The sequence below is a fragment of the Pseudomonas sp. ZL2 genome, assembly GCF_054788455.1.
The window spans coordinates 173,389-199,084 of the sequence record NZ_JBGOGX010000001.1 but is presented as its reverse complement, the minus strand read 5'-3'; the positions used below and the strand labels follow the sequence as shown (position 1 = coordinate 199,084).

22 protein-coding genes and 1 riboswitch are annotated in these 25,696 nt (G+C 63.0%); of the genes, 14 read left to right on the top strand and 8 right to left on the bottom strand.

The window, feature by feature from the left end; genetic code table 11:
- Positions 1–11 precede the first annotated feature (11 nt).
- Positions 12–1,445 carry a TolC family outer membrane protein gene (locus ABM562_RS00885; RefSeq protein ID WP_134064542.1) on the bottom strand — a complete coding sequence of 478 codons (1,434 nt, stop codon included), beginning with the start codon at positions 1,443–1,445 and terminating at the stop codon, positions 12–14.
- A 141-nt stretch (positions 1,446–1,586) separates the two neighbouring features.
- Positions 1,587–1,691: riboswitch (TPP riboswitch) on the top strand.
- 157 nt (positions 1,692–1,848) lie between these two features.
- Here ABM562_RS00885 and thiC point away from each other — a divergent pair.
- Positions 1,849–3,735, top strand: coding sequence for a phosphomethylpyrimidine synthase ThiC (gene thiC, locus ABM562_RS00880; protein WP_460420486.1), 1,887 nt, complete (start codon positions 1,849–1,851; stop codon positions 3,733–3,735).
- 151 nt (positions 3,736–3,886) lie between these two features.
- Positions 3,887–5,179, top strand: coding sequence for a putative hydroxymethylpyrimidine transporter CytX (gene cytX, locus ABM562_RS00875; RefSeq protein WP_134064540.1), 1,293 nt, complete (start codon positions 3,887–3,889; stop codon positions 5,177–5,179).
- Here cytX and ABM562_RS00870 read toward each other — a convergent pair.
- Complete coding sequence (locus ABM562_RS00870; RefSeq protein ID WP_233673539.1) at positions 5,148–5,894, bottom strand: RsiV family protein; 747 nt, start codon at positions 5,892–5,894, stop codon at positions 5,148–5,150. The genes cytX and ABM562_RS00870 overlap by 32 nt on opposite strands.
- A 186-nt stretch (positions 5,895–6,080) precedes the next feature.
- Between ABM562_RS00870 and ABM562_RS00865 the strand changes: the two genes are divergently transcribed.
- From ABM562_RS00865 to ABM562_RS00825, 9 genes are all read left to right on the top strand, one after another.
- A complete protein-coding gene (locus ABM562_RS00865) occupies positions 6,081–6,701 on the top strand; it encodes an NUDIX domain-containing protein (protein WP_115089142.1) in 621 nt (206 codons plus the stop codon).
- Positions 6,692–7,144 carry a DUF1249 domain-containing protein gene (locus ABM562_RS00860; RefSeq protein ID WP_045193762.1) on the top strand — a complete coding sequence of 151 codons (453 nt, stop codon included), beginning with the start codon at positions 6,692–6,694 and terminating at the stop codon, positions 7,142–7,144. Before ABM562_RS00865 ends, ABM562_RS00860 begins: the two co-directional genes overlap by 10 nt.
- A gap of 84 nt (positions 7,145–7,228) precedes the next feature.
- Positions 7,229–8,044 (top strand): 3',5'-cyclic-AMP phosphodiesterase, encoded by an 816-nt coding sequence (gene cpdA, locus ABM562_RS00855; protein ID WP_460420483.1) that lies wholly within the window; start codon positions 7,229–7,231, stop codon positions 8,042–8,044.
- A 103-nt stretch (positions 8,045–8,147) separates the two neighbouring features.
- The gene (locus tag ABM562_RS00850; RefSeq protein WP_115089138.1) at positions 8,148–8,756 is read left to right on the top strand and encodes a YqiA/YcfP family alpha/beta fold hydrolase; all 609 of its coding nucleotides are present in this window, start codon (positions 8,148–8,150) and stop codon (positions 8,754–8,756) included.
- A gap of 36 nt (positions 8,757–8,792) precedes the next feature.
- On the top strand, positions 8,793–10,697 hold the full coding sequence (gene parE, locus ABM562_RS00845; RefSeq protein WP_115089136.1) for a DNA topoisomerase IV subunit B: 1,905 nt from the start codon (positions 8,793–8,795) through the stop codon (positions 10,695–10,697).
- Positions 10,694–11,680: an esterase-like activity of phytase family protein gene (locus ABM562_RS00840; protein ID WP_115089134.1), complete on the top strand. Its 987-nt coding sequence runs from the start codon at positions 10,694–10,696 to the stop codon at positions 11,678–11,680. The genes parE and ABM562_RS00840 overlap by 4 nt, the downstream gene beginning before the upstream one ends.
- The gene (locus tag ABM562_RS00835) at positions 11,677–12,195 is read left to right on the top strand and encodes a retropepsin-like aspartic protease family protein (RefSeq protein WP_038997467.1); all 519 of its coding nucleotides are present in this window, start codon (positions 11,677–11,679) and stop codon (positions 12,193–12,195) included. The genes ABM562_RS00840 and ABM562_RS00835 overlap by 4 nt, the downstream gene beginning before the upstream one ends.
- A gap of 10 nt (positions 12,196–12,205) precedes the next feature.
- Positions 12,206–14,464, top strand: a complete 2,259-nt coding sequence (gene parC / locus ABM562_RS00830; RefSeq protein WP_115089132.1) for a DNA topoisomerase IV subunit A — start codon at positions 12,206–12,208, stop codon at positions 14,462–14,464.
- Positions 14,465–14,640: 176 nt separating this feature from the next.
- Positions 14,641–15,345: a PqiC family protein gene (locus ABM562_RS00825; protein WP_115089130.1), complete on the top strand. Its 705-nt coding sequence runs from the start codon at positions 14,641–14,643 to the stop codon at positions 15,343–15,345.
- 204 nt (positions 15,346–15,549) lie between these two features.
- Here the strand turns inward: ABM562_RS00825 and ABM562_RS00820 are convergent, their stop codons facing one another.
- The gene (locus ABM562_RS00820) at positions 15,550–17,052 is read right to left on the bottom strand and encodes a HAMP domain-containing protein (RefSeq protein ID WP_115089128.1); all 1,503 of its coding nucleotides are present in this window, start codon (positions 17,050–17,052) and stop codon (positions 15,550–15,552) included.
- A 135-nt stretch (positions 17,053–17,187) separates the two neighbouring features.
- Between ABM562_RS00820 and serB the strand changes: the two genes are divergently transcribed.
- Positions 17,188–18,402, top strand: a complete 1,215-nt coding sequence (gene serB, locus ABM562_RS00815; protein WP_134064532.1) for a phosphoserine phosphatase SerB — start codon at positions 17,188–17,190, stop codon at positions 18,400–18,402.
- 100 nt (positions 18,403–18,502) lie between these two features.
- Here serB and asd read toward each other — a convergent pair whose 3' ends face one another.
- Genes asd through ABM562_RS00800 form a run of 3 tightly spaced genes read right to left on the bottom strand, consistent with a single transcriptional unit; the run spans position 18,503 to position 21,767 of the window.
- Entirely contained in the window at positions 18,503–19,366 is an 864-nt protein-coding gene (asd, locus tag ABM562_RS00810) for an archaetidylserine decarboxylase (RefSeq protein ID WP_115089122.1), read from the bottom strand.
- 9 nt (positions 19,367–19,375) lie between these two features.
- Positions 19,376–20,185 (bottom strand): rhodanese-like domain-containing protein, encoded by an 810-nt coding sequence (locus ABM562_RS00805; protein WP_115089120.1) that lies wholly within the window; start codon positions 20,183–20,185, stop codon positions 19,376–19,378.
- Between the two features lie 46 nt (positions 20,186–20,231).
- Positions 20,232–21,767: an HDOD domain-containing protein gene (locus ABM562_RS00800; RefSeq protein ID WP_460420479.1), complete on the bottom strand. Its 1,536-nt coding sequence runs from the start codon at positions 21,765–21,767 to the stop codon at positions 20,232–20,234.
- A gap of 131 nt (positions 21,768–21,898) precedes the next feature.
- Here ABM562_RS00800 and motA point away from each other — a divergent pair, with 131 nt between their 5' ends.
- Together motA and motB are read left to right on the top strand one after the other, a co-directional pair.
- Positions 21,899–22,750, top strand: coding sequence for a flagellar motor stator protein MotA (gene motA / locus ABM562_RS00795; protein WP_115089116.1), 852 nt, complete (start codon positions 21,899–21,901; stop codon positions 22,748–22,750).
- 3 nt (positions 22,751–22,753) lie between these two features.
- Positions 22,754–23,776: a flagellar motor protein MotB gene (gene motB, locus ABM562_RS00790; protein WP_115089114.1), complete on the top strand. Its 1,023-nt coding sequence runs from the start codon at positions 22,754–22,756 to the stop codon at positions 23,774–23,776.
- 62 nt (positions 23,777–23,838) lie between these two features.
- On the opposite strand, the gene ABM562_RS00785 is transcribed toward motB, so the two are convergent.
- Together ABM562_RS00785 and rsgA are read right to left on the bottom strand one after the other, a co-directional pair.
- Positions 23,839–24,321 carry a TIR domain-containing protein gene (locus ABM562_RS00785; protein WP_115089112.1) on the bottom strand — a complete coding sequence of 161 codons (483 nt, stop codon included), beginning with the start codon at positions 24,319–24,321 and terminating at the stop codon, positions 23,839–23,841.
- A 258-nt stretch (positions 24,322–24,579) separates the two neighbouring features.
- The gene (rsgA, locus tag ABM562_RS00780; protein ID WP_115089110.1) at positions 24,580–25,611 is read right to left on the bottom strand and encodes a small ribosomal subunit biogenesis GTPase RsgA; all 1,032 of its coding nucleotides are present in this window, start codon (positions 25,609–25,611) and stop codon (positions 24,580–24,582) included.
- Positions 25,612–25,696 lie beyond the last annotated feature (85 nt).

Sequence of the window (25,696 nt, the reverse complement as noted above, 5' to 3'; positions counted from 1 at the left end):
GCGATTGCTTTTCAGGGCCGGGCTTCGAAATTGGCCTTGGCCGCTGCTGCCAGGTCGGGCGGCAGGAAGTCCTTGTCCGGGTTGTAGTCCGGCTTCAGGTAGCGGCTCAGGTCGGTCAGATCCTGCGGGCTGAGAGTGCCGGCAGCTTGCTTCAGGCGCAGGTTGTCGAGGATGTAGTCATAGCGGGTATTGTTGTAATCACGCACCGAGGTGTACAGCTGACGCTGGGCATCGAGCACGTCGACGATGTTGCGGGTACCCACCTGGTAGCCGATTTCCGTGGCTTCCAGCGCGCTCTGGTTGGAGATGATTGACTGCTTGCGCGCTTGCACCTGCTCCACGTCGGTGTTCACCGCGCGGTGCAGGTTGCGGGTGTTTTCCACCACCTGGCGGCGCAGGCTCTCGCGCTGCTGTTCGGTCTGGCTCAGGCGCTGGTAGGCCTCGCGCACCTGCGAGCTGGTCAGGCCGCCGCTGTAGATCGGGATGTTCAGTTGCAGGCCGATGCTGGTCTGCTCGACATCGCCGCTGTAATTCTGCCCGGTGAGGTTGGGGTTGGTGAAGCCCAGGCTGTCGTTGTCGCCTTTCTGGAAGCGCGCTACCGCGTCCACGGTCGGCGCGTGTCCGGCCTTGCGCTGGCGCAGGGTTTCTTCGGCGGCGCTCACCGCGTAGTTGGTGGCGAGCAGGTTGAGGTTCTGCTTGCCGGCGGTCTCGACCCAGGCCTTGGCGTCGTTCGGTGTCGGCAGTTGCACCGGCAAGGTGTGGACGATGCCCTGGACCGAGTTGTAGTCGCGGTTGGTCAGGGTGATCAGCGCCTCGAAGGCGTCGTCGACCTGGCGCTGGGCAACGATGCGGTTGGCCCGGGCGGTGTCGTAGCTGGCCTGGGATTGCAGCACGTCGGTCTTGTCCGAGAGGCCAACGTCAAAGCGCTCGTTGGACTGGTCGAGCTGGCGCTTGAACGCCGCTTCTTCGGCCTTGGTCGAGGCCAGGGTGTCCTGGGCACGCAGCACGGCGAAATAATTTTCGGCGCTTTGTAGAATCAGGTTCTGCTCGGTTGCCGACAGCTCCAGGGCTGCTTGCTCGTTGACCGCTTCGGCGGCCTGCAACTGGAACCAGCGGTCCGCGCGGAACACCGGCTGCGCCAGGGTCGCGGACCAGGAGTTGCCGCTGCGGTTGGCGGTGGCCGAGGGGCTGTCTATCTTGGTACGGCTGTTCATCATCTCGGCGCCGGCCGAGAGGTTCGGCAGCAGGCCGGCACGGGCCTGAGGCACCACTTCCTTCTGGGCGCCGTAGTTGGCGCGGGCGGCCGCCAGGTCGGCGTTATTGTTCACGGCTTCCTGGTAGACACTGACCAGGTCGGTCTTCGCCGACAGGGGCACATCCGCTGCCCAGGCCATTCCGTTGGTAGCACAAGACACGGCGAGGGCCAGTGAAAGTTTGCGCAGCATAGGGCAATCCTTGAACGGTGAGTATTTCTGAACCGGTGAGTGTAGTTGCGCCGGCATTTTGCAACAATCCGCTATTTGCGCCATTTATCGTGTCCGTGTCCAGATGCTTGGCTTTGCATGCCACTCCAGTCTAGACTGGCCCCGTTCTTGTCGGGGTGCCTTGCGTTGAGGCTGAGATCGGATAATCCGGATCCCGTTGAACCTGATCAGGTTAGCGCCTGCGTAGGGAACAAGATTTCTCGCTTTCCCGGCGAGTCTCTTGTGCCAGGTCCGGGAATGTCGAGTCAGCCAACACAGCTGCAGGCATCACCGCGCATTTGGCACAGCACCACTCATGGTGCGTCCGTGCCTTTCAGGTTCTCCCCGACATTCCACTGCTAGGAAGCCGTCTGGAGAGCCTGTGATGAGTAAACAAGAAAAATATACCAATCTGAGTGAATCGGCCCAGGTCGATCAACAGTCCGTACAGCCGTTCACCCGCTCGCGCAAAATCTATGTCGAAGGCTCGCGCCCGGACATCCGCGTGCCCATGCGTGAAATCAGCCTCGACGACACCCCCACCGATTTCGGCGGCGAAGCCAACGCCCCGGTGCTGGTCTATGACACCTCCGGCCCCTACACCGACCCCAACGTCATCATCGATGTGCGCAAGGGCCTGGGCGACGTACGCTCGGCCTGGATCGACGCCCGCGGCGACACCGAGCGCCTGGACGGGCTGTCGTCGAACTTCGGCCAGCAGCGGCTGGCCGATGCCGAGCTGACCAAGCTGCGTTTCGCCCACGTGCGCAACCCGCGCCGGGCCAAGGCCGGCGCCAACGTCAGCCAGATGCACTATGCGCGCAGGGGCATCATTACCGCCGAGATGGAATACGTTGCCATCCGCGAAAACATGAAGCTGCAGGAGGCCCGCGCCGCCGGTCTGCTCAAGCAGCAACATGCCGGGCACAGCTTCGGTGCCAGCATTCCGAAAGAAATCACCGCCGAATTCGTCCGTGACGAGATCGCCCGCGGCCGCGCGATCATCCCGGCCAACATCAACCACGTGGAGCTGGAGCCGATGATCATCGGCCGCAACTTCCTGGTGAAGATCAACGGCAACATCGGCAACAGCGCCCTGGGTTCGTCCATCGAAGAAGAAGTGGCCAAGCTGACCTGGGGCATCCGCTGGGGTTCGGACACGGTGATGGACCTGTCCACCGGCAAGCACATCCACGAAACCCGCGAGTGGATCATCCGCAACTCGCCGGTGCCGATCGGTACCGTGCCGATCTACCAGGCGCTGGAAAAGGTCAACGGTGTGGCCGAAGACCTGACCTGGGAGCTGTTCCGCGACACCCTGATCGAGCAGGCCGAGCAGGGCGTGGACTACTTCACCATCCACGCCGGCGTGCTGCTGCGCTATGTGCCGCTGACTGCCAAGCGCGTCACCGGCATCGTCAGCCGCGGTGGCTCGATCATGGCCAAGTGGTGCCTGGCGCACCACAAAGAGAACTTCCTTTACACCCACTTCGACGAAATCTGCGAAATCATGAAGGCCTACGACGTCAGCTTCTCGCTCGGCGACGGTCTGCGTCCGGGCTCGATTGCCGACGCCAACGACGAAGCGCAGTTCGGCGAGCTGGAAACCCTCGGCGAGCTGACCAAGATTGCCTGGAAGCATGACGTCCAGTGCATGATCGAAGGCCCGGGCCACGTGCCGATGCAGCTGATCAAGGAGAACATGGACAAGCAGCTCGAATGCTGCGACGAAGCGCCGTTCTACACCCTTGGCCCGCTGACCACCGACATTGCCCCGGGTTACGACCACATCACCTCGGGGATCGGTGCGGCGATGATCGGCTGGTTCGGCTGCGCCATGCTCTGCTACGTCACGCCCAAGGAGCACCTGGGCCTGCCGAACAAGGATGACGTCAAGACCGGCATCATCACCTACAAGATCGCCGCGCACGCTGCGGACCTGGCCAAAGGTCATCCGGGCGCGCAAATCCGCGACAACGCGCTGTCCAAGGCGCGCTTCGAGTTCCGCTGGGAAGACCAGTTCAACCTCGGCCTGGACCCGGACACCGCGCGCAGCTTCCACGACGAGACGCTGCCCAAGGACTCGGCCAAGGTCGCACACTTCTGCTCCATGTGCGGGCCGAAGTTCTGCTCGATGAAAATCACCCAGGAAGTGCGTGAATACGCCGCCAACCAGCGCATCGAAGCGGTGGACGTGGCGGTCGAGGATGGCATGCGCGAGCAGGCCGAACGGTTCCGCCAGGAAGGCAGCCAGTTGTACAAAAAGGTCTGATCGGGCTGTTCAGGCGGTGTGCTGGCGCGCACCGCATCGCCGGCAAGGCCGGCTCCCACAAGGGCCCTGCAGTCAGGCTTTTGTGGGAGCTGGCCTTGCCAGCGATAGGGCCCCGAAGAACAACAAATTACCTCCTGTCGAGACCACTCTCGTGAGCACACCCAGCCAGTTTTCCCCCGATCATCCGGTCACCGCCGCGCAACGCGTGCTCAGCGGCCGCGACCTCTGTTCCTTGTGGTTTTCCCTCGGCATTGGCCTGATGGTGCTGCAGACCGGCGCCTTGCTCGGCCCCGGCCTGGGCCTGGCCAATGCGGTGCTGGCGATCATCATCGGCACCAGCGTCGGTGTACTGCTGCTCGCTGCCGTCGCGGTCATCGGCAGCGACACCGGCCTGTCGTCCATGGCCGCCCTGCGTCGCAGCCTGGGCCGCAATGGCGCGCGCCTGCCGGCCATGCTCAACCTGCTGCAACTGATCGGCTGGGGTTCGTTCGAAATCATCGTCATGCGTGATGCCGCCAGCTTGCTCAGCGAGCGCGCCTTCGGCGCAGGCAGTGCGCTGACCAATCCTTTGCTGTGGACCTTGTGCTTCGGCGCTTTGGCCACCTTGCTGGCGGTCAGCGGGCCGTTGACCTTCGTGCGCAAGATCCTGCGCAAGTGGGGCATCTGGCTGCTGGTCGGTGCTTGCCTGTGGCTGACCTGGAACCTGGTTGCCAAGGCCGACCTGGCTGCACTGTGGGCGCGTGCCGGTGATGGCTCGATGCCGCTGGCAATCGGCATTGATATCGCGATTGCCATGCCGCTGTCGTGGCTGCCGCTGATTGCCGATTACTCACGCTTCAGCCAGCGTGCCAGCCGGGTATTTGCCGGCACGGCGCTGGGCTACTTCGTTGGCAACGTGTGGATGATGAGTCTGGGCGTGGCCTACACCCTGGCGTTTGCTCCGGCCGGCGAGGTCAATACCCTGCTGCTGGCGCTGGCCGGCGCGGGCCTGGGCATTCCGCTGCTGCTGATCCTGCTCGACGAGTCGGAAAAGGCCTTCGCCGACATTCACTCGGCGGCGGTCTCCAGCGGATTGCTGGTGCGCCTGAAGGTCGAGCACCTGGCCCTGGCCATCGGCGTGTTGTGCACCCTGATCGCCAGTTTCGCGCCGCTGGCGCAGTACCAGAACTTTCTCTTGCTGATCGGCTCGGTGTTCGCGCCACTGTTCGGGGTGGTGCTGGTCGATCACTTCATCGTCCGTCGCCGCCGCAGCGATGCCAGCCCGATCCACAGCCTGCACTGGCCGGCATTGTTGGCCTGGGCGATTGGTGTAGCGGCTTACCATCTGCTGGCGCACTACGCCCCGAACGTCGGCTCGACCCTGCCGGCCTTGCTGCTGGCAGGGTTGGTGTACTGGACGGCAGCGCCGGCGGTCAGCCGCGACCGGGAAACAACTCCGGCTTGATCACGCCGTTCAGGCGCGGGTAGGGGATTTTCAGCTCGATGTGGCCCATGGAGTACGGGGCGATGGCATAGACCTCGTACTTCAGCACCAACGCACCGTAGGTCAGGGCGATGTGCGGGGTCTGGCGGAACGGCCAGGTCTTGACGAATTCGGCGTCCTTGTCCATGCCGGTGCTGATCAGCCAGCCTTTGTGGGCTTCTTCGGCGGTTTTCCAGAAGGTCGCTTCCTGGCCCGGTACCAGCATGTCCTGCAGGGTCAGAACCTTGTCCTGCTGGCGCGAATAGTTGATGAAGCCGCGCCCGGGCATGCCGTGGGCGCCGCCGGTATCGAGATAGCTGGACAGTTCGATGATCACCAGTCCGTCATGCTGCTCGCGTACCTTGGCTTGCAGGTAGCTGCTGTTGCGGCTTTCGGCGCTGGCCATGAACTGTTCTTCATAGGCTTTGAGCGAGCTGGGCAGGGCGCTGCGCTCGTTGTCCTGGGTCAGTTGCAGCAGGCGCTTCTCGACGATCCCGTCCAGCTTGGGGTTGGCCGGGAAGTGGATGGTGTCGATGTTGACCAGCGGGCAATCGGCATTGCTGCAACCGGGCTTGATGTGCTCCCAACGGTCGCGCTTGACCTCCAGCGGCGTGCGCATATTAGGCTGGAACAGGCTCTGACAAGCGCCCAGGGCCAGGGCCAGCACGGCCACGGAAGTCAGTTTCACAAGCGTCATGATGATCCTTGTAAGGCAAAGGTGATCGGACTTGGACCGTCGGCAAGGCCTTCAGTTCGCCACTAAGCTGAATAGACCAGCGGGGTGTCTATCCTCGCAGCCTGGACGGTATCTTTAAAGAGGTGAAACACGGCGGTGCGCAGGTTAGGATGGCGCGATGCGGTAAATGAGGTAATGAGGATTCCCATGTCAGACACGTTCAACAACGCAACGCCCGGCAAGGTCGAGATCATCGATCAGGTCAATTGCTACAAGGGCTTTTACCGGCTCGACAAGGTGCGTCTGCGCCACGAGCTGTTTGCCGGAGGCATGGGCCGCGAGATCAGCCGCGAGCTGTTCGTGCGTCACGATGCTGTGTGCGTGCTGCCTTACGATGCCCAGCGCGATGAAGTGGTACTGATCGAGCAGTTCCGGGTCGGCGCCATGGGCAAGGTCGAAAACCCCTGGTTGATCGAACTGGTCGCCGGTCTGATCGACAAGGACGAGCAACCGGAAGAAGTTGCGCACCGCGAAGCCGAGGAGGAAGCTGGGCTTGTGTTCAGTACGCTGTGGCCGATGACCCGATATTTTCCGTCACCGGGTGGCAGCGACGAGTTTGTGCATCTTTATCTGGGCCGTTGCAGCAGCGTTGGGGCCGGAGGCCTGCACGGGCTGGAGGAAGAGGGCGAGGATATTCGCGTCAAGGTCTGGGCGTTCGAGGATGCGCTGCAGGCCGTGCGCGACGGCAAAATTGCCAACGCGGCAACCATCATTGCCTTGCAATGGCTGGCCTTGAACCGCGCTGAAGTAAGGGGGCTATGGTCGTGAATCTGCTGCGCGAGCGCTACCGGGTCGATCTGGTCGGGTTGCAGGCTGCCTGCGAGGCCAACTATGCGCGCTTGATGCGCCTGTTGCCCGACATGCGCAGCACCCAGAGCTCGCGCCGGATCGGCATGACCCAAGGCGACCAGATGCTCGGCGTCCTGGTTCTCGATGTAGTGCTCGCCTGCCCCTACACCACTACCCTGCGCGTGCGCCAGGAGCACAGCTTGCCCTGGCTGCCGGTGCCGCAGCTGGAGGTGCAGGTCTACCACGACGCGCGCATGGCCGAGGTGGTCAGCGCCGAGCACGCCCGGCGTTTTCGCAGCATCTATCCGTACCCCAATGCCGCCATGCACCAGCCGGACGAAAAAGCCCAGCTCAATCTGTTCCTCGGTGAGTGGCTGAGCCATTGCCTGGCCTGTGGCCATGAGCTGGCCGTCGTTCGCTGAAATGTGATGGCGGTCGTTTTCGAGTATTTGCGCAAAGCCCGCCAGCCGCCATAATCGCGCTGAATCCGTTCAAGGAGTCGGCCCTTGCCGCAACCATCGATCCCACTTCGCGACGCGCCGGTGTACCTGGTGCAACTGACCGACAGTCATCTGTTTGCCGACCCGCAAGGCACGCTGCTGGGCATGAACACCCGCGACAGCCTGCAGCGCGTGATTGAACGGGTGCGCGACGAGCAACCGCGGATCGACCTGGTGCTGGCCACCGGTGACCTGTCCCAGGATGGCTCGGTGGAGTCCTACAGCTGTTTTCGTGACCTGACCGCCAGCCTCCAGGCCCCGGCACGCTGGCTTGCCGGCAACCATGACGAACCGTTGCCGATGGAGCAGGCGACGCAGGGCACCGCGCTGCTCGATCCCGTGGTGGATATGGGCAACTGGCGAATTCTGATGCTCAACTCGGCAGTGTCGGGTTCGGTGCCGGGGTTGCTCGATGACGGGCAGCTCCGCTTGCTTGAGCAGGCCTTGAGCGAAGCGCCCGAACGCCATCACCTGATCTGCTTCCATCACCAGCCGGTGCCTATCGAATGCGCCTGGATGGCGCCGATCGGCTTGCGCAACGCTGATGCGCTGTTTGCCGTACTCAAAGGTTATCCACAGGTGCGCGCCTTGCTCTGGGGGCATATCCACCAGGAATGGGACCAGGTTCGCGACGGCGTGCGGCTATTGGCCTCACCGTCGACCTGCATCCAGTTCGAGCCGCGCAGTGAAGACTTCAAGGTTGGCGAGCAGGCCCCCGGCTACCGCTGGCTGCGCCTGCAGCCGAATGGCTCGATCGACACCGGCGTGTCGCGGGTGACTGGCTTCGAATTCACTGTCGATTACGAAGGCGACGGCTACTAGAGTGTTGCCAAATCGCTGAAACTGCTCCATCTGCTGTCGAACAGGCTAAAATGCGCGCTTTCCTGCCTGGCGTTCCAGGCACTCAAGGCGCATCGGGGGCGGCATGTCGGGTTCGATTCTCTATATTCACGGGTTCAACAGCGCGCCGTCGTCGAAGAAGGCCTGCCAGCTGGTAGCGGTCATGGAGCAGTTGGGGCTGGGCGAGCGTCTGCGGGTTCCGGCTCTGCATCATCACCCGCGCCAGGCCATCGCCCAGCTGCAAGCTGCCATTGCCGAGCTCGAATCGCCATTACTGGTCGGCAGCTCGCTCGGCGGCTACTATGCCACCCATCTGGCCGAGCGCCACGGGCTCAAGGCCCTGCTGATCAATCCGGCGGTCAACCCGCACCGGCTGTTCGACGGCTACCTGGGACCCCAGCAGAACCTCTACACCGGCGAAACCTGGGAACTGACCCTGGACCACGTGCAGGCCCTGGCCGAACTGGAAGTGCCAGCGCCGATCGATGCCGGGCGCTTTCAGGTGTGGCTGCAAACCGCCGATGAAACCCTGGACTACCGCCAGGCCGAGCAGTTCTACCGCGCCTGCGCGCTGCGCATCCAGGCCGGTGGCGACCATAGCTTCCAGGGTTTTGCCGAACGCCTGCCGACCCTGCTGAGCTTTGCCGGTATTGCCCCGCAGCAGTATCAAACGCTCGATTTTTCTGTATTTTGATAACCTATTTTCACCCACGACTGACGACGAGAACCCATGGCCATTCCCAGCGCTAGTGCCTATAACGCAGACGCCATCGAAGTCCTCTCCGGCCTTGACCCGGTGCGCAAGCGCCCGGGCATGTACACCGATACCAGCCGGCCGAACCACCTGGCCCAGGAAGTGATCGACAACAGTGTCGACGAAGCCCTGGCCGGGCACGCCAAGTCGGTGCAGGTGATCCTCCACGCCGACCATTCCCTGGAAGTGTCCGACGATGGTCGCGGCATGCCGGTGGACATCCACCCTGAAGAAGGCGTCTCCGGGGTCGAGCTGATCCTCACCAAACTGCACGCCGGCGGCAAGTTCTCCAACAAGAACTACCAGTTCTCCGGCGGTCTGCACGGGGTGGGTATTTCGGTGGTCAACGCCTTGTCCAGCCAGGTTCGGGTCAAGGTCAAGCGCGACGGCAACGAGTACCAGATGACCTTCGCCGATGGCTACAAGGCCACCGAGCTGGAAGTGGTCGGTAGCGTTGGCAAGCGCAACACCGGCACCAGCGTGTATTTCGCCCCCGACCCGAAGTATTTCGATTCGCCGAAGTTCTCCATCAGCCGCCTCAAGCATGTGCTCAAGGCCAAGGCCGTATTGTGCCCGGGGCTGCTGGTCAGCTTCGAAGACAAAGGCACCGGCGAGAAGGTCGAGTGGCACTACGAAGACGGCCTGCGTTCCTATCTGGTCGATTCGGTCAGCGACTACCTGCGCCTGCCCGACGAGCCGTTCTGCGGCAGCCTGGCCGGCAACAAGGAAGCCGCCGACTGGGCCCTGCTGTGGCTGCCCGAAGGCGGCGACAGCGTCCAGGAAAGCTACGTCAACCTGATTCCCACGGCCCAGGGCGGTACCCACGTCAACGGCCTGCGCCAGGGCCTGCTCGATGCCATGCGCGAGTTCTGCGAGTTCCGCAACCTGCTGCCGCGCGGCGTCAAGCTGGCGCCGGAAGACGTCTGGGAGCGCATCAGCTTCGTGCTCTCGATGAAGATGCAGGAGCCGCAGTTCTCCGGGCAGACCAAAGAGCGCCTGTCCTCCCGCGAGGCCGCCGCGTTCGTTTCCGGCGTGGTCAAGGATGCCTTCAGCCTGTGGCTCAACGCCCACCCCGAGCTGGGTATGCAACTGGCGGAACTGGCGATCAACAACGCCGGCCGGCGTCTGAAAGCGAGCAAGAAGGTCGAGCGCAAGCGCGTCACCCAGGGCCCGGCACTGCCTGGCAAGCTGGCTGACTGTGCCGGGCAGGACCCGATGCGCGCCGAGCTGTTCCTGGTCGAGGGTGACTCGGCAGGTGGTTCGGCCAAGCAGGCGCGTGACAAAGAGTTCCAGGCCATCCTGCCGCTGCGCGGCAAGATCCTCAACACTTGGGAAGTCGATGGCGGCGAAGTGCTTGCCAGCCAGGAAGTGCACAACATTGCCGTGGCCATCGGTGTCGATCCCGGCGCTGCCGACATGAGCCAGCTGCGCTACGGCAAGATTTGCATCCTCGCCGACGCCGACTCCGACGGCCTGCACATCGCCACCTTGCTTTGCGCGCTGTTCGTCCAGCACTTCCGCCCGCTGGTCGAGGCCGGCCATGTGTATGTAGCCATGCCGCCGCTGTACCGCATCGACCTGGGCAAGGAAATCTACTACGCCCTCGACGAAGCCGAACGCGACGGCATCCTCGACCGCCTGGTGGCCGAGAAGAAACGCGGCAAGCCGCAGGTCACCCGATTCAAGGGCCTGGGGGAGATGAACCCGCCGCAGTTGCGCGAGACCACCATGGACCCGAACACCCGGCGCCTGGTCCAGCTGACCCTGGACGATCTGGACGGCACCCGCGAGATAATGGACATGCTGCTGGCCAAAAAGCGCGCCGGCGATCGCAAGAGCTGGCTGGAATCCAAAGGTAACCTGGCCGAGGTCCTGGCTTGATACGTCTGGCCCTGACTGCAGCACTGGCGCTGTTGACGCTTCCCGCACTGGCAGCGCCGTGGCCTGAACTCAAGCTGGTCGCCGAGCACCCGGTCGAAGGCATGCGCGGCGGCAACCTGTCCGGCTTGAGCGAATGCCGTGGCGGCCTGTGGGCGGTTTCTGACCGTGACGACGAGCTGCTCTACCGCCTGGATACCTCGGCCTCCGTGTGGCAAGCGCAAGCGCTGCACATGGAGGTACCACCGGTACCGGAAAGCGGCTTGCCGTGGGGCTTGCGTTCGCGTACCTGGGCCGCTTCGCAGGTGCGCGGCGGCGAGCTGGATTTCGAAGGCCTGAGCTGCGATGCCGCCGGCAATCACTACCTGGTCAGCGAAGCCCATGCGGCAGTGCTGCAGGTCCCGGTGGAGGGCGCGCCCAACTGGCTGAAGATCGACTCGAGCATGGTCCGCCAGGCGCGGGCCAGCGGCATGTTGTTGCATTTCAACGCGCTGTTCGAAGGCCTGGCGGTGAGCCCGGCCGGTGACCGTATCTGGCTGGCGGCCGAGCGCGAGCGCCGTGGCCTGCTGTTGATCAATCGCCAGCAAACCACCTGGAACTGTGGCAACGGCTGCGTGCTGCTCAGCGAAGCCGGGGTCGAGATGCAACCGCCGCAGATGGCCAAGCCGCGCCCGGTCGCGCGGGACTTTGCCGACCTGGCGCTGTTCAACGACAAGCTCTTTACCCTGGAACGCAATGCCTACCGGATCTGCCGGCGGGACGCGCAGACTGCCAAGGTCGAACGCTGCTGGTCATTTGCTGCCGATGCCCTGGCCGAACCTCGGCGTTACTCACAACCCTTTGGCTTGGCCGAAGCGCTGGTGATCGATGACAAGGGCGCCTGGATCGGCCTGGACAACAACGGTGCGACCCGCCAGGACGGCGAATCGCGACCGATCGTCTGGCGCTTTGCCGCGCCGGCCGGTGGCTGGAGTGCCAAATCGTGAGCCAGCCGCCGGGCAAGCGTGCAGGCCGGATACTGCTGATCCTCGCCTGGGCGGCCGGTCTGTTCCTGGCCACGCGCTTTTTCGGCGAGTGGGAACAGCGTCAGGCCAACCCCAATGCCGTGGTCACCTCGCAACATGGCGAGGGTTACATCGAAGTGCAACTGGCCGGTAATGGCCAGGGACATTTCGTCGCCGATGGCCGGATAAACGGTCAGACGGTACATTTTCTGCTCGATACCGGGGCGACCGACGTGGCGATTCCCGAAGCCCTGGCCGGCAAGCTTGGCCTGGAGCGCGGTGCGCCGGTGATGCTGAGTACCGCCAATGGCCGCACCCAGGGCTACCGCACGCGGCTGGATCAGCTGCAACTGGGCGATATCCTCCTGCGCAATGTGCGCGCGCTGGTGGTGCCGGGGCTGGATGGCGAACAGGTATTACTGGGCATGAGTGCCCTGAAACAACTCGAATTTACCCAGCGTGGCGGCACCTTGCTGCTGCGCCAGAACCTGAAATGATGAGGCCCGCATGAGCGACTCCCTTGATCTCAGCCTCGATGGCGTAGAGCGCCGGTCACTGGCTGACTTCACCGAACAGGCCTACCTCAACTACTCCATGTACGTGATCATGGACCGGGCCTTGCCGCATATCGGCGACGGCCTGAAGCCGGTGCAACGGCGCATCGTCTACGCCATGAGCGAACTGGGCCTGGACGCCGACTCCAAGCACAAGAAGTCGGCGCGTACCGTCGGTGACGTGCTCGGCAAGTTCCACCCCCATGGCGATTCGGCTTGCTACGAAGCCATGGTGCTGATGGCGCAGCCGTTCAGCTACCGCTACACCCTGGTCGATGGCCAGGGCAACTGGGGTGCGCCGGACGATCCGAAGTCCTTCGCTGCCATGCGTTACACCGAGGCACGCCTGTCGCGTTACTCAGAAGTGCTGCTCAGCGAACTGGGCCAGGGCACGGCAGACTGGGTGCCGAACTTCGACGGTACCCTCGACGAGCCTGCGGTGCTTCCGGCGCGTCTGCCGAACATCCTGCTCAACGGTACCACCGGTATCGCCGTGGGCATGGCCACCGACGTGCCGCCGCACAACCTGCGCGAAGTCGCCTCGGCCTGCGTGCGTCTGCTCGATGAGCCCAAGGCCACGGTCGAGCAGCTTTGCGAGCATATCCAGGGCCCGGACTACCCGACCGAAGCCGAGATCATCACCCCGCGCGCCGAGCTGTTGAAAATCTACGAAAGCGGCCGTGGTTCGGTGCGCATGCGCGCGGTGTATCGCATCGAGGACGGCGATATCGTCGTCACCGCGCTGCCGCACCAGGTCTCCGGGGCCAAGGTGCTGGAGCAGATCGCCGCACAGATGCAGGCCAAGAAGCTGCCGATGGTCGCCGACCTGCGCGACGAGTCGGACCACGAGAACCCGTGCCGAATCGTCATCATCGCCCGTTCCAACCGGGTCGACCTCGACGAGCTGATGCAGCACCTGTTCGCGACTACCGACCTTGAGTCCAGCTACCGGGTAAACGTCAACATCATCGGTCTGGACGGCCGCCCGCAGTTGAAGAACCTGCGGGCGCTGCTGGTCGAGTGGCTGGAATTCCGCGTGCAGACGGTGCGCCGCCGACTGAAATTCCGCCTGGACAAGGTCGAACGCCGCCTGCACCTGCTCGAAGGCCTGTTGGTAGCCTTCCTCAACCTGGATGAAGTGATCCACATCATCCGTACCGAGGACCAGCCAAAAGCCGCGCTGATCGCCCGTTTTGACCTGACCGAAACCCAGGCCGAGTACATCCTCGAGACGCGTCTGCGCCAGTTGGCGCGCCTGGAAGAGATGAAGATCCGCAACGAGCAGGACGAGCTGGCCAAGGAACAAGCCAAGTTGACCGCCCTGCTCGGTAGCGAAACCAAGCTGCGCAAGCTGGTACGAGCCGAGCTGATCAAAGATGCCGAAACCTATGGCGACGACCGCCGTTCGCCAATCGTCGAGCGTGCCGAAGCCAAGGCCCTGTCGGAAAACGAGCTGATGCCGACCGAGCCGGTCACCGTGGTGCTGTCGGAGAAGGGCTGGGTGCGTTGCGCCAAGGGTCATGATATCGACGCCACGGGGTTGTCGTACAAGGCGGGCGATGGCTTCAAGGCCGCCGCCGCCGGGCGCTCGAATCAGTTTGCCGTGCTTATCGACTCCACGGGCCGCAGCTACTCGCTGGCCGCCCATACCTTGCCATCGGCTCGTGGCCAGGGCGAGCCGCTGACCGGCCGCCTGACGCCGCCGCCGGGCGCGAGCTTCGATTGCGTGCTGTTGCCTGAAGATGACGCCCTGTATGTGATCGCCTCCGACGCCGGCTACGGCTTCGTGGTCAAGGGCGAAGACCTGCAGGCCAAGAACAAGGCCGGTAAAGCCCTGCTCAGCCTGCCGAACGGCGCCAAGGTCATTGCGCCGCGGCCCGTGGCCGACCGTGAGCATAACTGGCTGGCAGCGGTGACCACCGAAGGTCGGCTGCTGATCTTCAAGATCAGCGACCTGCCGCAGCTGGGTAAAGGCAAGGGCAACAAGATCATCGGTATCCCGGGTGACCGGGTCGCCTCGCGTGAAGAGTTTGTTACCGATCTGGCGGTCATTCCTGACGGTGCGACGCTTGTATTGCAGGCCGGCAAGCGTACCCTGTCTCTCAAGGCCGACGATCTCGAACATTACAAGGGTGAGCGCGGGCGCCGTGGCAACAAGCTGCCCCGTGGCTTCCAGCGGGTTGACGCGCTGTTGGTCGAAATACCCGGATAAGCCGGGTTAGACAGCCTGAACGGGTATTTTCGTGCCCGTTCGCGGTTGAAACACTGGAGTCGAGCCGCTATTTCGCGGATGATAGGCTCCTTGCGGTACCAGCGTGGCTGTGTATCCAAACGAATCTATATGAGTATCACTGCGGTTTGCCTTGTGGCGACCGCCTGGATGGGATGATGAAATTTCTGCGCCTTCCGTTGGTTCTGCTGTGTGGCGTGCTCGGATTGGCCGGTTGCAGCATGCACCAGCCGGTATCCCTGTATCAGCTCGACAGCGGTGAGCCTGGCCAACCCAAGCAAAGCGCTGGCATGGCGGTGGTGCTCGGCCCTGTGTCGATCGCCGATTACCTGCAACGCGAGACCCTGCTGCAGCGTCAGGCCGATGGTAGCCTGACCGCAGCCACCGATGGCCGTTGGGCCGGTAGCCTGTCGGCAGACATCGACCAGTTGCTGGTCCGTCAGCTGGCCTGGCGCCTGGACAGCCAGCGCGTGGTCCTGGCCCCGGCCAGCACCGGCTTTACCCCGGATGTACAGGTTCTGCTGTCGATTACCCGCCTGGACTCCGGTACCAACCAGCCAGCGATCCTCGACGCCCAGTGGCGCCTGCTGGACCGCCGTGGCCAGGTCCGTGACAACCGCATCGTGCACCTGGAGCAACAGCACCAGGGTAGCGAGTCTGCCCAGGTTCAAGCCCAGGGCCAGTTGCTGCAAAAGCTCGCCGAGCAGTTGAGCATTGCCTTGAAGCCGCTGGCCAATCAGCCTGCAGTGGTTGAAGAACAACCGAAGAAGGCCGCGCCGGTTCAGGTGCGTAAAGAGCCGGAGAAATCGAAGATTCCTTTGGCTACGCCGATTCGTACTGATCTGGAAGTGTTCCGCTTCTGAGTCGAGTGGTTACAAAAAGCCCGCAGTGATGCGGGCTTTTTTGTGGGCGCTCATCCTACCTGTGGGAGCTGGCTTGCCAGCGATCGGCCGTGAAGCGGTCGTAAGTCAGCCAGCACGGGTCTGTCCTTATCGCTGGCAAGCCAGCTCCCACAGGTCAGCAATAAAAAAGCCCGCATCACTGCGGGCTTTTTGTGTAGCAGGGGCTCAGCTCTTGACCCGGCGCTCATGCATCCGCGCCAATTGCCGCTCCAGCATCGATGGATACGGCTCCATCAAGCGCTCGACACAGCAGGCGCCTTCGGGGCTGGCGATCGGGCGAATGCGCGCGCGCTGGCGCACCAGGGCATCGTCGCTGATCTTGCGCTCGACCAGCAGCAGGTTGCGGCTGTGCTGCGACAGGGCCAGGGCGTCCTGGGCCTTTTCAGTCAGCAGCAGGTCGATCTGGCTCAGGCCGTGCAGGTCTTCACCCAGGGCCAGGCCCAGTTGCAGCTGCAGGGTGATGCCGCTGTCAGCCACTTCGATCTGCAGGGCATGACCCAGGGCACGCAGCAGCTCGCCACAGCAGATGGCATTGGTGAGGTAGTCCTCGCCGCTGTCCTGGCTGTGGAACAACAGCAGGGTGCTGCCGTCGTTGAGGGTGTGCACTTCGCTTTCATACAGCGAGGCAGCCTGGTCGAGGCAGTCGCGGTAGCGTTCCAGCAGCTCGGTCAAGCGCGTGCGTGGCAGACGCCGTAGTTGCTCCTGGGAGCCCAGTTGCACCGCCAGCACGGCGCTGGCCTGTGGCTCGCGGTTGATCGGGGCAGCCGGGGCAGGGGCGGCGCTGTGGTCTTCGTCGAGCAGGTCGGCGAAGGCATCATCGCTGTCGTCATCCGCCGCAGGTTTTACCGGTTTGGCGGCCTTGCTCACGGCAGGTTGTTCGTCGAAGCTCGGGTCACGCAAGTTGCGCACTTCGAACTCCGGTTCATCCTCGTCGAAGGATTCTTCGGCTTCTTCTTCCGGCTCGACTTCCCGTGGCGGCGGGGCCAGGCGCGTGTGCAGCTGGCGCGCCAGGTCACCGATTTCATCCTGGCGCTCGATCGCCGGGGTGAACTCGTTGATGTCGCGCAGCCAGACCCGCAGCTGCAACAGCGGCGTGGAGATATAGCGACCCAGGCGCAGGCTCATGGCCAATGCCAGGGCCAGCAGGATACCGGCGAGGATGCCCATGCTCTGCAGGCTGATGGTCAGCGGCTGCTGGAACTGGCTCATGTCCAGGCTGATGCGCAGTTGCCCGGCAGTTACATCCTGGAAGGTGATCTTGGTCTGGTACAGGCCTTCGGCCTCGCCCAGCAGGCCGTTTTTCGGGCGCTGGCCGGCTTCGGCGAGGATCCGGTTGTCGACGCTGTAGATCGCCGCGTGGGCCACCAGCGGATTCTTCACCAGGTTGCCGAGCAGCACGTTGAGGCTGAGGATGTCGTTGGACACCAGCAGCTCGGTGGCCGAGGTAGCAGTCTGGGTGGTCAGGCTCTGCCCAAGGGCATCGGCTTGCTCATGCATGGCCTCCTTGAACTGCAGGCCCATCACGCAGGCGTAGATCACCAGCGCCAGTGCCACCAGGAACACGTTATGGCAGGCGATACGCAGCGCCAGCGGTATTCGGCGTTGGCGCAGGGCGTGGAAGATCAGCAGGAAGAAGTTGTCGGTCTTAACGGGCGTGGGCCGGTTCACAGAGCGCGGCTCTTTATGTCGGAGAAGTTGCTGCGCAGTATAGCGAGCGCTCAGGGGCGGGCAAAGTATCGACTGCGCCCGATGGTCAGCGAAAATCGGTAGAATGCGCTTTTTTTCAATGAGTCGGAGCCCGTCTTGCGCGAAATCGTTCTGATTAACATCACCGGTGAAGACCGCCCGGGTCTTACCGCGGCCATCACCGGCGTCCTGGCCCAGGGTGGTGTGAACATCCTCGACATCGGTCAGGCGGTGATTCACGACACCCTGTCCTTTGGCATCCTGGTCGAAATCCCGGATACCGAGAAGGCCTCATCGGTGCTCAAGAACATCCTGTTTGCGGGCTACGAACTCGACCAGCAGGTACGTTTTACCCCGGTTTCCGAAGCCGACTACCAGAATTGGGTCGAAGGTCAGGGCAAGGCCCGACATATCGTCACCCTGCTGACCCGCAAGGTCACTGCCGAACAATTGCAGCGCGTCAGCTCGATCACGGCCAAGTACGGTCTGAATATCGACCATATCGATCGCCTGTCGGGTCGTGTGGCACTGGATACGCCGGCTGAGCAGAGCAAGGGCTGCATCGAGTTCTCGGTACGTGGCGAGCCGGCTGATCCGCAGGCCCTGCGCGCCGAGTTCCTCAGCGTCGCCCAGGAACTGAACGTCGACATCGCCTTCCAGCAGGATTCGCTGTTCCGTCGCAACCGCCGCCTGGCGGTGTTCGACATGGACTCGACGTTGATCGAAGCTGAAGTCATTGACGAGCTGGCCAAGGCCGCCGGTGTAGGCGAGCAGGTTTCCGAAATCACCGAGCGGGCCATGCGCGGCGAGCTGGATTTCCGTGCCAGCTTCAAGGAGCGCCTGGCGCTGCTCAAGGGTCTGGACGTTGGCGTACTGGACGAGATCGGTGCTTCGCTGCGCCTGACCGAAGGCGCCGAGACGCTGTTCGCCGAGCTCAAGCGCCTGGGCTACAAGACGGCCATCCTCTCCGGCGGCTTCACCTATTTTGCCAAGCAACTGCAAGCCAAGCTGGGCATCGATTATGTGTTCGCCAACGAGCTGGAAGTGGTCGATGGCAAGGTAACGGGTGTGGCGGTCGAGCCGATCGTCGATGCCCAGCGCAAGGCCGACCTGCTTGGCGAGCTGGCGCGCAAGGAAGGCCTGCAGATGGAGCAGACCATTGCCGTCGGTGACGGCGCCAACGACCTGCCGATGCTGGCGATTGCCGGCCTGGGCGTGGCTTTCCGGGCCAAGCCGCTGGTCAAGCAGTCGGCCAAGCAGGCGATCTCGACCCTCGGCCTGGATGGTGTGCTGTACCTGTTGGGTTTCCGGGATCGCGACGGTCGCGTCTGACGGACCAGGCGTCACCGATGTGGTTTTACCGGCCTCATCGCGGGGCAAGCCCGCTCCCACAGGTATGAAAAAGCCCGCATTGATGCGGGCTTTTTCATTTTCAGGCTTGTGCCGGCAGTGCCAGGCGCTGGCCCATGCTCACCGCCGAGCCGGCGCCAAGTTCTTCGGCCCACTTCACTTGCTCTGGCCCGAACAGCACGACAGCAGTCGAACCCAGCTTGAAACGGCCCAGTTCGGCGCCTTTTTCCAGATGGATCGGCGCACGGCTGGCTTCGTCGTAGCGCACGGTTTTCAGTTCACGCTTGGGTGGCGTGACCAGCCCAGCCCAGACGGTTTCGATCGAGGCGACGATCATCGCGCCCACCAGCACCACGGCCATCGGCCCGCGTTCGGTATCGAACAGGCAGACGACTCGCTCGTTGCGGGCGAACAGTTCCGGAACGTTTTCGGCAGTGGTCTGGTTGACCGAGAACAGCCGGCCCGGCACGTAGATCATCTCGCGCAGGGTGCCGGCCAGCGGCATGTGCACGCGGTGGTAGTCCTTGGGCGACAGGTAGATGGTAGCGAACTCGCCACCCATGAACGGCGCGGCATTGGCAGGGTCGCCGCCCAGCAGTTCCAGGGCGCTGAAGCTGTGGCCCTTGGCCTGGAAGATGCGGCCGTGCTCGATCGGGCCGAGCTGGCTGACGGCACCGTCGGCCGGGCAGAGGATCGCCCCCGGGGTTTCGTCCAACGGACGCGCACCCGGCTTGAGGGCACGGGTGAAGAAGGCGTTGAAGTGCTCGTAGGCAGTGACGTCTTCGACCAGGGCCTGGGACATGTCCACCTGGTAGCGCTTGGCGAACCAGCTGGTGAAGGCGTTCTTGAACCAGCGCACGCGGCATTCGGCGATGCAGCCGGCCAGGCGCGAGAGCAGGTGGTGAGGCAGCAGGTACTGGCTGATGATGAACAAGCGGGATTTCATTAGGTTTCCTTAAACTTCGACAGGGGTGTCGGGGTGGTTGCCCCATTCGCCCCAGGATCCGGCATAGGCTTTGACCCGAGGGTAGCCCAGATGCTTGGCCACCAGGTAGGTAAAGCCGGAACGGTGATGAGTCTGGCAGTGGGTGACCACTTCCTTGTCTTTGCTGATGCCGAGCTGTTCGAGGATCTCGGGCATGTCCTTGCGGATGCGCAGGGCATCGTTCATGTCCATGCCGGCGGTCCACTCGAAATTGACTGCGCCGGGAATGTGCCCGCCCTTGGCAGCCAGGACTTTCTCGCCCCGGTACTCAGCCGGGCTGCGCGCGTCCCAGATCGCCAGGTCGGCGGCGCCGAGGCGGCTTTGCAGGTATTCGCGGGTGGCCGTTGGCTCTTCGTGCAGGGTCAGGTTGAGCGTGCCGCTGGCATTGGCCGGTACTTCAGTGCTGAGGGTGCTCGCCGGCCACGCCTGAGCGCCACCGTTGAGGTAGTGGTAACGGCAATGACCGATGACATCCAGCAACCAGATGAAGCGCCCGGCCCAGCCGCCGCCTTCGTCGTCATAGACCACGTAGACCGCATTGGCGTTATGGCCGAGCTCGGCAAACAGTTTTTCCAGGTCGGCCTTGGCCGGCAACAGGCCCGGCGCTGGAGGCTGGCCCAGTTGCGTGCGCTTCGGGTCGACGAAGCGTGCACCGGGAATATGCCCGCTGGCGTAGCGGTTAACGCTGGTCAGGTCGACCAGGATCAGCTCTGGCGCATCCAGCCGGGCTTGCAGGTCAGCCGGCTCGATTACCAGGGGCAAGCCAGAAAAGTCAGTCATCCAGAGTCTCCAGAGCGGAACAGAGGGGGCGATTGTAGCGCATGGCTCAGGCGCTGCGGTTGCTGAAGGCGGTCAGGGCCCGCTCGATACATTGCGCAGTTTTGCCGAAGGCTTGCACGCTGACGTCCGCCAATGGCTTGCCGCCCTGGTCGGCGACCAGCAGCATCACCCCCCGGCCATTGCTCGACAATGAGCGCAGCAACAGGTGCTCGCTGCGAAACAGTGCGCGCAGGCTGGTCGGCAGCAGGGCCGAGAACTGGGCGTGGTTTTCCGGGGTCAGGCGCAGTTGCGCCGATTTGCTCAACAAGCGTTGCAGCAATTTGCTCTGGTCAATGGGCAGCACCAGGCTGGCGGCATCTGCCGGCACGCCGGCAATCTGATGGACCCGCAACTGGCTCTGGGTCTTGTCGGTCATCAGTAGCATCACCCGCTGCATGCCGCAGGCGATCAGGGCGTCGCGGGCAAGGGTGGTCAGGTGGATGGCATTGCTGAACGGGCTGGGCTCGGCCAGCAACTCGCCGCAGAGCTTGCGCCAGATACCCAGGGCTTGAGCCGAAGGGGGCGCAGGGGCGATCTGACCTTGGTGCAGGCGTTGCTGATGCCAAGGCCAGAGCAGGGATTCGGCCGGGTGGAACAGGCCTGGGCAGGCGTGATGACGGGCGCTGATCGCGGCTTGTTGGTGCACCAGTTGCTGCACGTCGTCCAGCGGAGTTTGCAGGTAAAGGCTGGTGAGCAATTGCCAGCGCTGCACGTGCGGATTGGTCCAGCCCACCTGCGCGGCCAGGGCCAGGCCGTTGGCCAGTAGCACGGTATTGGCCGGCTGATTGAACCAGCGGCGCAAGCTCGGCTGATCGTCGAGGCGCTGTTGCTGGTGCAGGCTGTCCTGGTCACGGGCGATGAGGATCGCCTGGGCCAGTAACCGGCGCTCTTCCTGGAGCAAATGGTAACCGCGTGTTACCCAATCCGGCAGGCGCCAGTGTTCGGCCAGGGCCTTGCACAGGCTCATGACCCGGACGCCGAACAGCTCTATTTCCACCCTGGGTGCCGATTCGCCCCTATGCACCACGCGCAGCTCCCACTCATCAAGGAGCTTGGGATGAGTCAGCGCCAGCGGCCACAGCGGCGAGAGGAACAACAGGCTGCCCCAGTGAATCTCTTGCCACAGGCGCGCCAGGCGGCTGGCGAACAGGCCGTTGGCTTGCTGGCTGGCATGCTGGCTGACAACCTGCAACTGACGCAGGGTTGGCGCAATCTCGCCCTCGGGCATGGCCGGCAGGCGTTCCAGCAACTCCGCCGTGCGCGCCAGGCCCAGGCGGTTGAGCGCGACCTCCAGGCTCTCGGCTGCCTCGCCGGTGCTGGTATTGCTGTGGTGGTTGGCCTCACGCATGACACTGAGCACCAGTGCCGGGCTGTCCTGCATCAGTTCGGCGATGTCGCGCAACGAGCGGCGGCTATCGCCGATGGCGATTTTTACCCGCTCGTAACTGGCCAGCGGAACTGGCAAGCGTACGCTGTCGAGGAGCTTGACCCAGGCATCGAGTGTTTTTGGTGTTTGACTTGGCACGATGGTTTCAATAGGCATGCTGGAGGTAGGCCGAACTGGCTTTTCGCCTTGACTGACTATAGTCTGGCGCAGTTCTGCCGATAAGTAGAAGAAGAGTTTTTTTAACTTCCGCTCACGACCCTGACCACGACAGTAAGTGCTTTCTATCTATGGCTAAAATTATCGGCATCATCGTCGTATTCGCGAGTGTGCTCGGCGGATATGTACTTTCCCACGGCAAGATTGCGGCCCTGATCCAGCCTTTCGAAGTGCTGATTATCGGTGGCGCTGCATTCGGTGCGTTCCTCCAGGCCAACCCTGGCTACATGACCATGCATGTAGTCAAGAAGTCGCTGAAGATGTTCGGCACGCGTTTTACCCACACCTTCTATATCGAGGTGTTGGGCCTGGTCTACGAGATTCTCAACAAATCCCGTCGCGAAGGCATGATGGCGATCGAAGCCGATATCGAAGACGCCGCTGCCAGCCCGATTTTCGCCAAGTATCCGGCGGTACTGGGTGATGAACGCATGACCGCGTTCATCTGTGACTACCTGCGCATCATGTCCACCGGCAACATGGCCCCGCACGAGCTTGAGGGCCTGTTCGACATGGAACTGCTGAGCATGAAGGAAGAACTCGAGCACCCGTCCCATGCCGTCAACGGCATCGCCGACGGCATGCCGGGTTTCGGTATCGTTGCCGCGGTACTGGGGATCGTGGTGACCATGGCCTCGCTGGGCGATGGCGACCAGAAGTCCATCGGCCTGCACGTCGGTGCAGCGCTGGTCGGTACCTTCTTCGGTATTCTCGCCGCGTACGGTTTCTTCGGCCCGCTGGCCACGTCCTTGCGCCATGACGCCAAGGAAGAGCTGAACGTCTATGAGGCGATCAAGGCCTCGCTGGTGGCTTCGGCCTCGGGCATGCCGCCATCGCTGGCCGTGGAATTCGGGCGCAAGGTGCTTTTCCCTGCCCACCGCCCGAGCTTCGCCGAGCTGGAACAAGCAGTTCGCGGTCGCTAAGCCATGGAAAATAATCAGCCCATTATCGTCAAGCGCATCAAGCGCTTTGGCGACGGCCACCACGGTGGCGCCTGGAAGATTGCCTTCGCCGACTTTGCCACGGCGATGATGGCGTTCTTCCTGGTGCTGTGGCTGCTGTCGACGGCCACGCCCGAGCAGAAGATTGCCATTGCCGGCTATTTCAAGGACCCGATCGGTTTCTCCGAAAGCGGTACACCCTACATCATCGATCTGGGCGGTTCGCCCCAACTCGCCCCGGAAAAGACCATTAACCCGGAAGTGAAGTCCGAGCCAACCCCTGACACCAGCCTGCAGCTGGACCAGGACAAGGTCGAGAGCATGGCCGAGCAGGTCGAGCGCGAGCGCCTGGAGTTGCTGCTGCAGGAGCTGCAGAACAAGGTCGAAGAGAACCCGCAGCTGCAGAAGTTCAAGGACCAGATTCTCTTCGAGATCACCCAGGACGGGCTGCGCATCCAGATCATGGACGCCGAGAACCGGCCGATGTTCGACCTTGGCAGTGCGCGCTTGCAGCCGTACTTCGAGGACATCCTGCTGGCGATGGCCGATACCATCAAGGCGGTGCCGAACAAGATCAGCATCAGTGGCCATACCGATGCCAAGCCGTACGCCGGTACTGGTGACTTCGGCAACTGGGAGCTGTCGGCCAACCGCGCCAACGCGGCCCGTCGCGCGCTGGTCGCCGGTGGCTACCCGGATACCCAGGTGGCGCGGGTGGTGGGCTATGCATCGTCGTCGTTGTTCGACCGGCAGAACCCGCTCAATCCGGTCAACCGCCGTATCGACATCATCGTCCTGACCAAGAAGGCCCAGCGCACCATCGAAGGCGAGCAGAACCAGCCTGCCGCCCCCGATGCCGCACAGCCAGGCACCGCGACGCCGGCACCGGGTGCAACGCAAGAGCAGGCCCCGGCGGCCGAGCCCGAGCCGATGCAGCCACGGGAGTTGCGTCAGAAGCTGAACATCTTCGAAGACGGCGTGTTGAAGATGGACGAAAACAAGCAGTAAGCCTGCTTGCGTGAAAACGCCCGTGCGCAGCGATGCCCACGGGCGTTTTTTTGCGCTACAGGCTAGAAGCCGCGGCGGATCTTGGCCTTCAGGTCGGCATGGAAGAAGTCGGCGTTGGAGCGGTTGGTGGCATTGGCCTCGCAGGCTTCACTGTCAATGGAGCGCTTGAAGGTCTGCTCGTCATGGTAGGCGCGAACGTACAGGTCGATGTGTTCGCGGTTGGTCATGGTTGGCCACTTTTCGAGATACGCCGGCAATGTAGCCTCTGCGCACTGGTAGAAGGCTACCCGGCGGTTGACCAGGGTGGCGGCGCCGAGCTGGAAGGGTACCCACCAGGCATCGGCGGTCTCGGGGGCGAGCACGGCGATCAGATGAGTGCACTGGCTGATGTTGCGGCGGATGATGCCGCTGATATCGTCGGTGGTCTGCTGTGCCCCACTGTCGAACAGGTCCAGTTGGGTACTGATGCCTTCGAGCTTGAGCCGTTCATTGATAATGAAGGCGTCCAGGCGTTCGCTGTGGCGATAACTGATAAAGACTGGCATCAGTAGTGCCCTCCCACGCTGGAGGGAGTGGCATCGATGCGCAAAAGCTGAATTGTCATGGTTGATTCCTTTCATACGCAGGGCATGGGTTGATTCGCTTCATGGCGGCGAATCTTGAAAGGTGACAATCAGCGAAAGTCTTCCGGACAGCAAGGTACGACCAACAAACAAGATGCGCCCTACTTGTTTGGGTAAAAAGTCCTACAGGCTGGTCCTACAAAACAGCGGGTTGAGGCTCGTTTCCGAGCCTCATGCGTTTCAGTAGCTGTCTTGCGGCAGGCTGGCGATGATCGAGCGATAGCTGTTCATCCGCTGTTGTTGCACGCGGCCGTCTTCGAGGGCCTTGAGCAGGGCGCAACCGGGCTCGCGGTCGTGTTTGCAGTCGCGGAAGCGGCAGGTGCCGAGCAGGTCGGTGAACTCGATGAAGCCGGCTTCGACATCGGCGCGGCTGACATGGCCCAGGCCGAATTCGCGGATGCCCGGGGAGTCGATCAGTTCGCCACCACCGGGGAAGTGGTAAAGACGGGCGGTGGTAGTGGTGTGGGTACCCTGGCCGGACCATTCCGACAGATCACCGACGCGGGTCTGCACTTCAGGTAACAGGCTGTTGACCAGCGACGACTTGCCAACCCCGGACTGCCCGACAAACACACTGATATGGCCGTCGAGCTGTGCCTGCAACTGCGCCATGCCATTGCCGTGGTGGGCCGACACTTCCAGTAGCGGGTAGCCGAGCTGCCGGTACACCGCCAGCAATGCATTGAGTGCCGGGGCATTCTGTTCGTCGATCAGGTCCGCCTTGTTCAGCAGCAGCAAGGGTCGGATGCCGGCATGTTCGGCCGCTACCAGATAGCGGTCGATCAGGTTGGCATGAGGTTCCGGTGCCGGTGCGAAAACGATCACGATCAGGTCGACGTTTGCCGCCACCGGCTTGAGCTGGCCGCGGCTGTCCGGGCGGCACAACTCGGTGTGGCGTGGCAATTGCGCTACGATCACGCCAATGCCCTGGTTGCCCGCACGCCACACCACCTTGTCGCCAGTCACCAGCGCCGGCAGGTTGGCCCGCAGGTGGCAACGGAACACTTGGCCGGCAACGTCGCCGTCCTGGGCTTCGACTTCGACCTGCACGCCAAAGTGGGCGATGACCAGGCCCAGTTGTTCCGGGCCGAGGTCGCCGCCTTCGAGCTCCTTCAGGGTCTGTTGTTCGCGTTTGGCGGCGCGGGCAGCGCGTTCACCCTGGATTTTTTCGATGCGCCAGTTCTGGCGTCGATTGAGCTGGCGTTTGGCCATGAAGGTTCCGTGTTCGGGAGGCAATATTTAACGGCGGGGAGTTTAGCACGCTCCACTAGGCTAAACTGCGCACCTACCGAGGAGC

Bases quoted from the DNA above. Each gene is read 5' to 3' on its own strand.
- ABM562_RS00805 (WP_115089120.1), bottom strand. From the start codon at position 20,185: ATGACTGACTTTTCTGGCTTGCCCCTGGTAATCGAGCCGGCTGACCTG.
- ABM562_RS00850 (WP_115089138.1), top strand. From the start codon at position 8,148: ATGTCGGGTTCGATTCTCTATATTCACGGGTTCAACAGCGCGCCGTCG.
- rsgA (WP_115089110.1), bottom strand. From the start codon at position 25,611: ATGGCCAAACGCCAGCTCAATCGACGCCAGAACTGGCGCATCGAAAAA.
- asd (WP_115089122.1), bottom strand. From the start codon at position 19,366: ATGAAATCCCGCTTGTTCATCATCAGCCAGTACCTGCTGCCTCACCAC.
- ABM562_RS00865 (WP_115089142.1), top strand. From the start codon at position 6,081: ATGTCAGACACGTTCAACAACGCAACGCCCGGCAAGGTCGAGATCATC.
- motB (WP_115089114.1), top strand. From the start codon at position 22,754: ATGGAAAATAATCAGCCCATTATCGTCAAGCGCATCAAGCGCTTTGGC.
- parE (WP_115089136.1), top strand. From the start codon at position 8,793: ATGGCCATTCCCAGCGCTAGTGCCTATAACGCAGACGCCATCGAAGTC.
- ABM562_RS00785 (WP_115089112.1), bottom strand. From the start codon at position 24,321: ATGCCAGTCTTTATCAGTTATCGCCACAGCGAACGCCTGGACGCCTTC.
- ABM562_RS00885 (WP_134064542.1), bottom strand. From the start codon at position 1,445: ATGCTGCGCAAACTTTCACTGGCCCTCGCCGTGTCTTGTGCTACCAAC.
- thiC (WP_460420486.1), top strand. From the start codon at position 1,849: ATGAGTAAACAAGAAAAATATACCAATCTGAGTGAATCGGCCCAGGTC.
- ABM562_RS00860 (WP_045193762.1), top strand. From the start codon at position 6,692: ATGGTCGTGAATCTGCTGCGCGAGCGCTACCGGGTCGATCTGGTCGGG.
- ABM562_RS00870 (WP_233673539.1), bottom strand. From the start codon at position 5,894: ATGACGCTTGTGAAACTGACTTCCGTGGCCGTGCTGGCCCTGGCCCTG.
- parC (WP_115089132.1), top strand. From the start codon at position 12,206: ATGAGCGACTCCCTTGATCTCAGCCTCGATGGCGTAGAGCGCCGGTCA.
- motA (WP_115089116.1), top strand. From the start codon at position 21,899: ATGGCTAAAATTATCGGCATCATCGTCGTATTCGCGAGTGTGCTCGGC.
- ABM562_RS00800 (WP_460420479.1), bottom strand. From the start codon at position 21,767: ATGCCTATTGAAACCATCGTGCCAAGTCAAACACCAAAAACACTCGAT.
- ABM562_RS00825 (WP_115089130.1), top strand. From the start codon at position 14,641: ATGAAATTTCTGCGCCTTCCGTTGGTTCTGCTGTGTGGCGTGCTCGGA.